9 protein-coding genes and 1 pseudogene are annotated in these 11,517 nt (G+C 75.0%); 5 read left to right on the top strand and 5 right to left on the bottom strand.

Translation table 11 applies throughout. The features are described 5' to 3' along the window. Positions 1 to 193 (top strand): annotated as a pseudogene (locus GTR02_RS04680) (hypothetical protein); the annotation flags it as partial. Between the two features lie 31 nt (positions 194 to 224). Here the strand turns inward: GTR02_RS04680 and GTR02_RS04675 are convergent. Both GTR02_RS04675 and GTR02_RS04670 read right to left on the bottom strand, forming a co-directional pair. Beyond that, the gene (locus tag GTR02_RS04675; protein WP_166606311.1) at positions 225 to 1,673 is read right to left on the bottom strand and encodes a sugar transferase; all 1,449 of its coding nucleotides are present in this window, start codon (positions 1,671 to 1,673) and stop codon (positions 225 to 227) included. A gap of 190 nt (positions 1,674 to 1,863) precedes the next feature. Continuing rightward, the gene (locus tag GTR02_RS04670; protein ID WP_166606310.1) at positions 1,864 to 2,970 is read right to left on the bottom strand and encodes a glycosyltransferase; all 1,107 of its coding nucleotides are present in this window, start codon (positions 2,968 to 2,970) and stop codon (positions 1,864 to 1,866) included. A 138-nt stretch (positions 2,971 to 3,108) separates the two neighbouring features. On the opposite strand from GTR02_RS04670, the gene GTR02_RS04665 reads away from it, so the two are divergent. Both GTR02_RS04665 and GTR02_RS24170 read left to right on the top strand, forming a co-directional pair. Beyond that, entirely contained in the window at positions 3,109 to 4,104 is a 996-nt protein-coding gene (locus GTR02_RS04665; RefSeq protein ID WP_166606309.1) for a glycosyltransferase family 2 protein, read from the top strand. Then, positions 4,101 to 6,392, top strand: coding sequence for a glycosyltransferase (locus tag GTR02_RS24170; RefSeq protein ID WP_166606308.1), 2,292 nt, complete (start codon positions 4,101 to 4,103; stop codon positions 6,390 to 6,392). Before GTR02_RS04665 ends, GTR02_RS24170 begins: the two co-directional genes overlap by 4 nt. Here the strand turns inward: GTR02_RS24170 and GTR02_RS04655 are convergent. The 3 genes from GTR02_RS04655 to GTR02_RS04645 are packed head-to-tail and all read right to left on the bottom strand — an operon-like array spanning position 6,356 to position 9,617. Then, positions 6,356 to 7,483 carry a glycosyltransferase gene (locus GTR02_RS04655; protein ID WP_205708629.1) on the bottom strand — a complete coding sequence of 376 codons (1,128 nt, stop codon included), beginning with the start codon at positions 7,481 to 7,483 and terminating at the stop codon, positions 6,356 to 6,358. The two genes, GTR02_RS24170 and GTR02_RS04655, sit on opposite strands and share 37 nt — an antisense overlap. 17 nt (positions 7,484 to 7,500) lie before the next feature. Beyond that, positions 7,501 to 8,814, bottom strand: coding sequence for an O-antigen polymerase (locus tag GTR02_RS04650; protein ID WP_166606307.1), 1,314 nt, complete (start codon positions 8,812 to 8,814; stop codon positions 7,501 to 7,503). Then, a complete protein-coding gene (locus tag GTR02_RS04645; protein ID WP_166606306.1) occupies positions 8,811 to 9,617 on the bottom strand; it encodes a hypothetical protein in 807 nt (268 codons plus the stop codon). Before GTR02_RS04645 ends, GTR02_RS04650 begins: the two co-directional genes overlap by 4 nt. A gap of 253 nt (positions 9,618 to 9,870) precedes the next feature. On the opposite strand from GTR02_RS04645, the gene GTR02_RS04640 reads away from it, so the two are divergent. Beyond that, positions 9,871 to 10,314, top strand: coding sequence for an LbetaH domain-containing protein (locus tag GTR02_RS04640; protein WP_166606305.1), 444 nt, complete (start codon positions 9,871 to 9,873; stop codon positions 10,312 to 10,314). A 58-nt stretch (positions 10,315 to 10,372) separates the two neighbouring features. Beyond that, positions 10,373 to 11,509 (top strand): hypothetical protein, encoded by a 1,137-nt coding sequence (locus GTR02_RS04635; RefSeq protein WP_166606304.1) that lies wholly within the window; start codon positions 10,373 to 10,375, stop codon positions 11,507 to 11,509. The last annotated feature ends 8 nt before the right edge of the window (positions 11,510 to 11,517 follow it).

The raw sequence follows: 11,517 nt of genomic DNA, 5'->3' as shown, positions 1-11,517 counted from the left end.
AGGACGCTCAGCCCGACGGACTTCAGGGCGACGACCGTCGACGACCACGCGCGCCGCGCGGGCGCCCGCGCGGCGCGCGTGGTCGTCGACGGTCGTCGCCCTGAAGTCCGTCGGGCTGAGCGTCCTCATCGAGGGCACCGCGGGGGTCGTCGGGTCGGCCGTCTGGGTCGCCGGAGCGCTGGTCCTGCGCTGACGCCGGAGACCCGGAGCCCGTCGTGGGCGCGTCAGCCGCCCCGGGCCCCGACCACCTGGGTCACGGTGCGCACCATGATCTTGACGTCGCCCCACAGCGACCAGTTCTCGATGTAGTGGTTGTCGAAGCTGGCGCGGTCTTCGATCGAGGTGTCCCCGCGCAGGCCGTGCACCTGCGCCCACCCCGTCAGCCCGGCCGGGACCCGGTGCCGGGACATGTACCGCGGCACGCGGCTGGTGAACTCGTCGACGAAGTGCGGCCGCTCCGGCCGCGGGCCCACCAGGCTCATGTCGCCGCGCAGGATGTTCCACAGCTGCGGGAGCTCGTCGAGGGACGACCGGCGCAGGAACCGCCCGACCGGCCCGAGGCGGTCGTCGTGCTTGATGTTCCAGTTCGTCGCGGACTCGGTGTCGTCGACGGGCTTCAGCGAGCGGAACTTCAGCAGCTCGAACGGCGTGCCGTCGAGACCGACGCGCACCTGGCGGAAGATGATCCCCGGCCCACCCTCCCAGCGCACGGCCACGGCGCACGCCGCGAGCACCGGCGCGAGGAGGAACAGCGCGGCGCCCGACAGGACGAGGTCCACGAGCCGCTTGACCTGCCAGGTGAAGGAGCGGAACGGCGCCCGCCGCACGCGGACCAGCGGGATGCCCCACACCTCGTCCATGTCGCGGGTGACGCTGTGCACCTCGAAGAGACGAGGCACGATGAAGATCTCGCAGTCCAGCCGGTCGCACGTGCGGAGGATGTCGACGAGGTCCGCCTCGCGCTGGTTGCCGAAACCCACGATGACCACGCGGACGGCGAAGTCCTCGATGAGCTCGGAGAGCTCGCCGTAGCCCCCGAGGAGCGGCGCGGGCAGCACGTCCGGGTCCAGCCGCGGGAAGGAGTCGACGAACCCCACCGGGTCGACGCCGTACTGCCGGTGCTCCTGCAGGTCCCCCACCAGGCGGGCCCCGACGTGCCCCGCACCCAGCACGAGCGCTGCGTGGCGCACCAGTCCGCTGCTGCGGGCGCGTCGGACGACGCTGTAGGCGATGCGGCGCACCACGAGGACGCCGAGGAACAGCACGAGCGACTGCTCCAGCGCGTCCCAACGGGGGCGCGGCTGCATGAAGAGCGTCGAGAGCGAGAGTTCGGTGGTGAGGCAGACCAGCCCGCCGGCCACGAGGAACGGCAGGTCGTCCAGCAGCGACAGGGACAACCGCGAGCGGTACATCCCGAACACCCAGAAGCACGTGACGACCGCAGCCAGCGCGACCGCCTGCACGGGGGCGAAGACCCCGCTCACGAGGGCCGTGACGGCGAAGACCGCCAGGTCGCCCAGGAGCAGGTAGGGACCGACGGGTCCCCGCAGCAACCGGGGCCGCAGCACCTGCGGGTCGAACAGCCGGGACGGCATCTCGCTGCGCGCGGCCGCGGGCAGCACGGACAGCACGTCACGGGCGTCGGCCACGGTCTCCAGCTGACGATCAGTCATCAGATCCCCCCTGCGACTGGAAGGCTCGAGCGGTTCGGGCCGCACGGCGGTGGCGGCAGGTCGTTGAGCGACCAACCTGACACCGACAGTGGAACCTTAGACACAACTCGCTGTCGCAGCAGTCCGAACGGGCGACCGCCGGACGCCGGCGGACCAGTTGTTGCGCAACGTCATTGGAGCGGACGCTGAGTCAGCGGAACTCGCCGCCGCGGAGGACGTGCTCGTACGCCGCGCGGACCTGCGCGGCCGTGCGCCGGACGTCGCGGTGCCGCTCCACCGCCTGCCGTCCGCGCGCCCCCTCGGCCGCGGCCCGCGACGGCTCGGCGAGTCGTGCGCTGACCGCCTCCGTCAGCGCGGCGACGTCGTCGAGCGGGACGACGGCTCCCGCACCGGGCAGGAGGTCGCCCACGCCGGCCACACCGGTGGAGACCACGGACCGCCCCACCGCCATCGCCTCCATGGCGACGAGGGACAGTCCCGCCTCCCACCGGCTCGGCAGCGCGACGACGTCGGCGGCGACGAGCCAGCGGCGGACGTCGTGGCGGTGACCGGCGAACACCACGTCCCGCGGCGCCGCGGCCCGCAGGGCCGCCGCCTCCGGACCGTCGCCGACGAGCACGAGGTGCGCACCCGGGACGCGCGCCCGGATGCCTGGCAGCGCGCTCAGCAGGAGGTCCTGGCCCTTCTGCGGAGCGAGACGGCCGATGCACACGACGAGGGGTCCGGTCGGCAGGCCCAGTTCCGTCCGCGCCGCCGCGCGGTCCTCCTCCCCCGCGGGCGCGATGCCGGCCACGTCGACGCCGTTCGGCACCACCACGACGTCGCCGCGGACACCCGCCGCCTCCCCGCGACGCCGTTCGTCCTCGCTGACGCACACGGTGACCGCCGTCCAGCGCACGGCGAACCGCTCCCAGCGCTCGCTCGCGGCACCCACCAGGCCGTCGACGGCCTCGAACGACCACGCGTGGGGCTGGAACACCGTGGGACGCCGGCCCCGCAGCGCCAGCCGGCCGGCGAGGCCGGCCTTGGCGCTGTGCAGGTGCACCACGTCGGGATCGACGTCGGCGACGATCCGGCGCAGTCGCCGCACCTCACCGGGCACCGTGGCTCCCGGCGACCGCGCCGCGGACCACGAGCGGCGCGGCACCGCGTCCGCGCCCAGCCAGCCCGGCAGGTCCCCGTCGTCGGGCGAGGCCACGACGACCTCGTGCCCGTGGGCCACCTGGTCGGCGGCGTACTGGCGCACCACGACCGGAACTCCCGCGCTGGTCGGCTGGGTGACGTGCAGAACTCGCATGGGACTCCGCTGAGCGACGACGGGGCTCCGCGGTTCCGGAGCGCGCTGATCCTAGGACCGCGACGGCCGGTGACCGCCGCTGCGCCCCCGGGCCCGTGCCGCGGCCCTCCCGGCGCACCTGCGCTACGGTCCTCGACCATGGAGACGCTGCTGCGCGCCGGGCGGTGGCCCTTCCTCGCTCCCCCGTCCCGGGACCGGGTGCCCGGACCGGCGGGACCGCCCACGATGACCGTCGTCATCACGGCGCACCAGGTCGCTCCCTTCCTCCCTGCGGCGATCGAATCGGCTCTGGCGCAGACCAGACCGGCGCAGGGGGTCATCGTCGTCGACGACGGTTCGACGGACGACGTCGCCGCGGCCGTCGCGCCCTACCTCGACCGCGTCCGCGTCATCCACCAGGACAACGGCGGCGAGGGCGCGGCCAAGAACACCGGGGCGCGCGCCGCGAGCAGTGAGTTCGTGGTCATCCTCGACGGTGACGACGAGATGCACCCGGAACGGCTGGAAGCACTGGGTGACGTGCTGACCACGCGCCCGGACCTCGACATCCTGACGACGCAGTTCTCCGAGTTCGGGCCCGCGGCGCACGGGGGTTCGTGGCCCCCTCTCGAGACCTTCCCGACGACCGACCAGCGCTCGACCCTGCTGCGGCGGAACTTCCTGCCCGCGCCGGCCCTGCGGCGCGAGCAGCTGCTCCGGGTCGGTGGTTTCAACACCGCGCTGCGCTACGGCCCCGACTGGGAGTGCTACCTGCGCATGGCCCTGCACGGCTCGATCGCCGGCATCGTGGCGGCTCCCCTGTACCGGTACCGGCGCTGGGACGGCCAGCAGACAGCCGACCTGGAGCGCGTCCTCGACGGCCGCGTCCACGTCCTGGAGATCACGGCGGCCACCCCCGGCCTGGCGCAGGAGGACCGCCTGGTCGTCCAGGCCGCCCTGCAGTCGGCGAAGCTGGACACCCTGCGCCTGCGCCTGCGCGACGGGGGGCTGGAGCGCGCGCTCGCCTTCGAGGTGGCTCGGGGACGGCACCTGCCTCGCCGCAGCCGCGTCCTGGCCCTGGTCGCCGGCGTCGCACCGGGCGTGGCGCGGCGGACGGAGGCCCGGCGCCACCCCGACGGGTCCTTCCAGCAGTGAGCACCCGCCGCAGCGACGAGGAGGACGACCGCGACGCGCAGGCGCCCGACGCCGCGGGCGGGGACGCGACGACGCAGCCCATCTCGGTCGTCATCGCCTGCCACGACGCGGCCGCCTACGTCGCCGACGCCGTGCGCTCCGCCCTCGCACAGGTCCCGCCGCCCGCGGAGGTGGTGGTCTGCGACGACGCCTCCACCGACGACACCGCCGCGGTGCTCGCGTCGTTCGGCTCGCGGATCCGCGTGATCCGGCTCGCCCGCAACGGGGGCGAGGCCACCGCCAAGAACACCGCGATCCGCGCGGCGACGTCGCCGTTCGTCGCGGTGCTCGACGCCGACGACGACTGGTCGCCCGGGCGGCTGGCCGCCGTCCAGGAGGTCCTCCGCCGCGATCCTGGGCTGGACCTCGTGACCACGGACGCCCTGCTCGTGCACGAGGGCCGGGTGCTGGGCCGCTGGTACGGCCCGCACTACCCGTTCGAGGTGGACGACCAGCGGCGCGGGATCCTCGAGCGGAACTTCGTCTTCGGCCACGTGGTGCTGCGCCGCAGCGCCTTCCTCGAGGTCGGCGGGTTCGACGAGTCGCTGCGCCACGCCACCGACTGGGACTGCTGGATCCGCATGGTCCACGCCGGGCACCGCATCGGCTGGGTCGACGAACCCCTCGCCCGCTACCGCCTGCACGAGCAGAGCCTCAGCTCCGACCGCGACGCGATGGCGCGCGGCATCGTCGCCCTGCTCGAGAGGAACCTCGCCGCGCTGGACCTGACGCCGCGCGAGCGGGAGGCCGCCGAGGCGGCCGTGACCGAGCAGCGCCGCACGGTGGACCGCACCCGGCTCAAGCAGGCGCTCCTGACGCCGAGCGCGGCAGCGGCCCGGACCGCGGCGTGGGCCGTGATCGGGAACGCCCGCCAGCCCCCGCGCTCGCGGGCCCTCGCCCTGGCGGCCTGCCTGCTGCCGGGCCTCGTCGGACGCCGGCACCGGCAGCGCGAGGCCACCACGTGGCTGGGGCCCGGCGACGTGCGGCTGCCGCGGACGCAGGCCCCCCGGCGGACGCAGGTGCTGCTGACCCTGCCCGACCGGCCGTGGCCGGCGGACGGCGGGAAGCGCATGCGCTGCGCGAACACGCTGCAGGCGCTCGCCGGGACCCCGGGGGTCGACCTCGACGTCGCCGTCCTGTTCGCGGGGGCGGCGCTGGAGGACCCGCTGCCGCCCGGGGTGACGGTGCGCCGGTGCGTGCAGGTCGACGCGCCACCGCGCCGTCGCCTGCCGGGCGTCCTGGCCGTCGCGGCCCGTGCCGTGCCGTGGCAGATCGCGGTGACGCGCTGGGGCCTGGCCCGCAGGGCCCTGGCCCCGCTGGGAGCGACGACGTACGACGTGGTGTGGTTCGGGTCCTCCGACCACGCGCTCAGCCTGCGGCGCACCCTCCGCGCCCGGCGCACGGTGGTCGACATGGACGACGTCGAGACGTCGAAGCTGCGGGGGTTCCTCGCGCTGCAGGCCGACGCCCCCGCCGACGGCGCGCTGGTGCGGTGGCAGCGGCGGGTCGAACTGCCGCTCTGGCGAGGGGTCGAGGCTCGGGTCCGTGCCCTCGCCGACGCGCTCGTGGTGTGCAGCGACCTCGACCGCACCCGCATCGGCGGAACGCGGACCCACGTCGTGCCGAACACATACCCCGTCGTGCCGCAGGACCTCTCGGCGCCCCGTCAGGGTGCCACCGTGCTCGTGGTGGGCACCTACCACTACCCCCCGAACGTGGACGCGGCCGTCCACGCCGCACGGCGCGTGCTGCCCCGCCTGCGGGAGGTCGTCCCCGACGCCGAACTCCGCCTCGTCGGCCGCGGCGGCGGTGAGCTCCTCACCGACGTGGCCGGCCTGCCCGGCGTCGAGGTGGTGGGTGACGTGGAGGACGTGGCCCCGCACCTGCGCGATGCGCGCGTGGTGCTGGTCCCGGTCCGCTACGGAGGGGGGACGCGCATCAAGGTGCTCGAGGCGTTCGCCCACGGGGTACCGGTGGTCACCACGTCCCTGGGCTGCGAGGGCCTGGGGGTCGAGGCGGGGGTGCACGCCCTGGTGGCCGACGACGCGGACGGTCTGGCCGCGGCGTGCGCACGGGTCCTGCGCGACGAGGCTCTCGCCGCGCGGCTCTCGGTGGCCGCTCGCAGGCTGCACGCCGAGCACTTCCGCCCGGAGCTGGCGACGCAGGCCGTCGCGGAGGTCCTGCGTGCCGTGCTCCCCGGCCCGGCTCCGGTTCAGGACGCGCGCTCGGCCGCCCCACCCGCCGTCTGACGCGCCGCGTCCACGGTCTCGGCCGCCACGTCGTCCCAGGAGCGCCAGGAGGCCCGGGCGCCGGGCGGGAGGCGACGAGGGCCCGCGAGGAGCGCCTGCCCGACCGCCTCGACCCACGCGGACCGGTCCGACACCGGCAGGTGCCTGGCCTCCGGCCCGCTCACCTCGCACAGCGCCGGGTCCTCGGAGGTCACGACGCGGGCGCCGAGCGCGAGGGCCTCCGCGGCCGGCAGGCCGAAGCCCTCCGCGAGGCTCGGGCACAGCACGACGGCGGCGTTCTCGTACAGCCAGCGCAGCCGGGCCTCCGACACGTGGCCGAGCGCCGCCAGCGCCCCCGTCTCGCCGAGCTGCCGGTGCAGCGCCCCGAGGGCGGTGGGTCCCCAGCTGGGCGGCCCGACGACGGCCAGGACCGCGCCGGGGTGCCGCGCCACGACGTCCGGCCACAGGTCGACGACGAACCCCAGGTTCTTGCGCGGCGAGGGGTCGCCCACGACGAGTGCGAAGGGTGTCCCGCTCAGCCGGCCGACCTCCTCCGCCGGGACGCTCGACAGGGACGGCGACGGCGCGAGGGGCACGACCACCGCCCGCTCGGCGACGTCGGGCACGTGGGCGAGAAGACGGTCGCGCGTCGCGGCGCTGACGCACAGCAGGCGGTCCGCCTGCCGCAAGGACGCGAGGTAGGGACCGCTCAGGAGGGCGCGCTTCATCGCGTTGAACTCCTGGGGCCGGTCGAGCGTGAGCATGTCGTGCACCGTGAGCACCTGCCGGCCCCGTCGGCTGCGGGGCAGGAGGTGCTTGGTGCCCTGGACGACGTCGAAGGGGCGCCGGAGGGCGGCGGAGCCCGTCCCCCACCGCTCGAGCAGGGACCGGGCGGCGGTGGGCAGCGCCGGGACGGTGTGCACCGCGGCCGCCGACCCCAGGAGGTCGGCGAAGAACGGCTGCGCGGCCGGTTCCACCAGCACGGAGAGGTCGACGTCGGCGCGCGCGCGCAGGGCGCGGGCGAGTTCGACCGTGTAGCGGACGATGCCGCCGCCCGTGCCGGACGCGGGGACCTGGGTGGCGGTCATCAACCAGGAGAGGGGACGGTCCACGGTGAACTCCCGGTGACTCAGTTCGCGGAGGGGACGCGGTCGGGCGTGCGGACGCGGCTGCGGCGGACGTACCAGGCGACGACGAGGAGTGCGACGAGGGTCGGGGCCACCCGCCCCTGACCCCAGTACAGGTAGCGCGGCACCTCGAAGAGCCCCGTGGCGAAGACCGGGTACAGGAGCACCGCCCAGAGCCTGCCCTCGCCACAGCGCCGGTAGGTCAGCCCGAGCAGGGCCCCGACGAGGAGGAAGAACACCAGGCCCCCGACGGTCCCGTAGTCCATGAAGGGGATCGACAGGCCGCCGGGGTTGTTGAACTCGATGTTCCCGTGCTGCCGCAGGACGTCCGCGTAGTCGCTGGTGCCCGTGCGGCCCGTGAGCAGCTGGTACAACCCCCACTGCTGGATGCCGGGGGCGGTCCACAGGCCCTCGATGCTGCCGTAGGGGGCGCGCGTGTCGACGCCCTGGTACGTGAGGGCCAGCTGGCCGTTGTTGTAGGCGGTGGCGTAGTAGCCGGCGAAGCGGTCCAGCGCGAAGTCGACGAAGGAACCCCCGCGCTGCTGGGAGTAGAACACCCAGCTGCGGGAGTACTCGAAGACGCTGAACACCGCGATGACGGCCGGTACCAGCAGGAACGGCGCCGCGAGGACCGCACCGCGGACCCGCGGACCGTGACGGTCGGCCACGCACAGCGCCGCGATCGTCGCCAGGGGGATCATGAGTTCGAGGATGGCGAGGCGCTCGGTGAGGAAGAAGGCGCGCAGGAGCGCCAGCCCGACGACCAGGGCCAGTCGTCGCTCGGTGCGCGGGTCGCGACCCCCGCAGAGCAGGAGGCCCGCCAGCACGACGTAGGCGATGCCGAGCTGGGTCAGCGTCGTGACTCCGGTCACGGGTGCGAACTGGCTTCGCAGCGTGGAGGAGAAGTTGTCCTGGTTGAAGAGCACGTCGACGAGCTGGGCCGGACGCGCACCCCTCGCCACACCCGCGAGCAGGAGCGTGACGTAGCCGAGCATCGTCAACCGGAAGACGACGGTCGAGGCGCGCCGCAGGCGCGTCGTCGCCCCCGCGGGGAGACCCGGCCACCGCGGAACCGGTCGGAGCGGCGACGGCCAGGCCATCACGAGGAGCGCGCCCAGGGCGAGGAGCGCGGTGCCGAACGCGAACAGCCAGGCGGTGGAGTCCGTCAGGACCTTGGGGGATCCCCACTGCTGCCGGAAGGCCGCGTCGTCGTAGAGGAAGGTGAGCCCCAGCGAGGCGGGCACGGTCAGCAGGACCGCCCCGGGCGGCGACAGCCACCACACCCCCTGGAGCCGGGACCGCGCGGGGGCGCTCACCGGGCGCCCGGCCTCGCGCCCCTCGACGCGCGCGGCGAGCGCACCAGCACCAGCAGCAGCCCGGCCAGCGCGCCCAGGACACCCCCCATGAGGCCGGCCCGGAGGCGCGCACCGGCGCCGTCGGCCGGGACCGCGCGGGGTTCCTGCACCGTGGTGACCATCGTGTCGGCCTCCGTCTGCGCCAGCCGCACGGTGCTCTGCACGGCGAGGAGGCGGGCGTACTCCGCCGAGCGCACCTCGGTGGTCGACTGCACCGGGCTGCGGGCCTCGGAGACCTCCCCGAGCTGCTCCGCGACCGCGGCGAGGGAGGCGTCCACCCGGGCCTGGAAGGCGGCGACGCGCTGCTGGCGGTAGGTGTCCACGACGCCCGACGCCGCTCGGAGCGCGACGTCGGCCGACGACGCCCGGACCGCGACCTCGGCGACGTCCGTCGTGCCCACCTGCGTCGCCGTGACCTCCAGCGCCGCGCCCGGCGGCAGCCCCTGCTCCACCCGTCCGACGAGGTCGTCTCCCGCCAGGACGAGCAGCTGACCCTGCAGGAAGCGGTCCGGGTCGACGGCGCCCTGGTCCGACGCGGGGGGCACGGGGGGGTCCTGGGCCAAGGCGATGCGGGCGGTCGCCGAGGGCCGGGGTGCCGTCGCGCCGCCCACCAGGGCGCCGACGAGCGCACCGAGGAGGGCGAGCACCACGACGGGGAGGACGAACGCGACCCACCGGCCGCCCCGTCGTCCGCCGGCCGGCTCCGCGGCGCGCGCGGCCACGTCGTCCTCGCGGGCCGCCCTGAGGTCCTCTCGCGTGCGCACCGCCGCACCGTCCTCCGCCATGTGGGTCCCCTCCACGTGTCGCTCGACCCGACAGCATCGACGCAACGCCCGGGGTGTCCTGGTGCGGTCACCCTAGAGCAGGGGGTACACCATGGGGCACTCGAACCCGAGGGCCCGGGGACGGGTGTGCGCTGCGACCTCGTGGGAACACCTGCGGGTGACTCCTCGTCGGGAACCGGTCCACCACACGAGGGAGACGGAAACCATGGCAGCGACCGCGAGGTCGACCGGGGTGGTCGAGCGGCTCCTCACCCTGCAGCGGTCCCGGTGGGCGGGAGGCGTTGCGCGGCAAGCGTCGTTGCTCCTCGGCGTCGACATCCCACCCTCTGTGACCATCGGGGCCGATCTGCGCCTGCAGCACCGCGGGCGGGGAATCGTCCTGCACCCGCGAACGACCATCGGCGATCGGGTCCGGTTGTTCCACGGCGTCACTGTGGGTCGATCGGACCCCTACACGAACGCACCGGAGAACGTCGAGCAGTTCGTCCTCGAGGACGAACTGTGGCTGTGCGCAGGTGCCGTCGTGCTGAGTGGCCGCGGGACGGTGCGGGTCGGGCGGGGAACCGTGGTGGGGGCGAACGCCGTGGTCGTCGGGTCCACCGGTGAGTTCGAGATCTGGGGCGGAGTGCCGGCCCGGGAGATCGGCGAGCGCCCCGAACCGCACCGGAACCACTGACCGCCGTGGCGACGACCTCGCGGCGCGGCCGGTGAGCCGGCTGCGCGCAGGAGGCTGGGTGCTGCTGCCCCAGGCGACCTCCCGCCTGACCTCCGTCCTGGTGTTCGCCGTCCTGGCGCAGCGCTGCACGGCGGAGCAGATGGGCGTCTTCGCCATCGCCACGGCCATCGCGTCGGCGCCCTCCGCCCTGGCCCCGGCCGTCGTCGGCAAGCCGCTCGCCACGGCGGCGGCGGAGGCTCGGGCGGGACGGACGCAGCCGGCGCAGTCGGCGGCCGTCGTCCTGGCCGTCCTCGTGGCCGCGGTCCTCGCCGTGGCCGCCGCCGCGACCGACGGGCTGACGCGCCAGGCGCTCGCGGCGGGCGCGATCGGTCTGCCCTCGGCGATGGTCGTCGAGACCTCCTACTGGTGCGACGTGTTCACGCGCGGCGCCCGGGCGGCGGGTGCCCGGCTCGCCGGCGCGTACGCGGGCCAGGCCGTCGTCGTCATGGCCGGGAGCTTCTGGCTGCCCGTGCCGTGGTTGCTGCTCTCACCCTTCGTGGCCCTCGCCGTGATGGCGCTGGCGGCGCTGGCGACGCGCTCACGCCTGTCGCTGCGCGGCGCCTGGGCCTGGTGCACGACGCACCGCCCGACGTGGCTGCCCTACCTCATGGGGGTCGCGGGCAGCGTGGCCCTCGTGCAGTCGATCCCCGCGGTGCTCACCGGGGTGGTGGGGTTCGGCGCGGCGAGCGTCTACCGGGCCGGAGAGCTCGCGTTCGGCGGGACCAACCTCCTGATCGGCGTCATCAGCCAGACGCTGCTGACCCAGGGCGTCGGCGACCGCCGCGGGGTCCACCTGCGGGCCGGGGCGGCCGCCGGCGCCGTGGCCCTCGCCAACGGCGTCGTCCTCCTCCTCCTCCCGCACGCCGTGCTCAGGCTCGTGCTCGGGGAGACGGCCGACCTCCTGACCCAGGTGCTGCCGGCGATGACGATGCAGCGCACGGCGCTTGCGGTCAGCTCGGTCGCGGGCACGATCCTCGTGCTCCTGCTCACCGCGATGCGGATCAGCCTGCTGCAGCTCGGCGCGGCGGTGGTCGCCCTGTCCGCGCTGGCCGTGGGCGGAGCGGTCGGCGGCCTCGACGGTAGCCTCCTGGGCATCGCCGCGGCCGAGGTCGTCCTGGCCGTGGTCTTCACCCTGGTGCTGAGGAGGCGGACGTGACCGCACCG

Origin of the sequence: Kineococcus siccus (genome assembly GCF_009906795.1) — a bacterium.
Lineage (GTDB): Bacteria > Actinomycetota > Actinomycetes > Actinomycetales > Kineococcaceae > Kineococcus > Kineococcus siccus.
The sequence above is the reverse complement of the archived record's forward strand: the minus strand, read 5'-3'. Positions and strand labels throughout refer to the sequence as shown.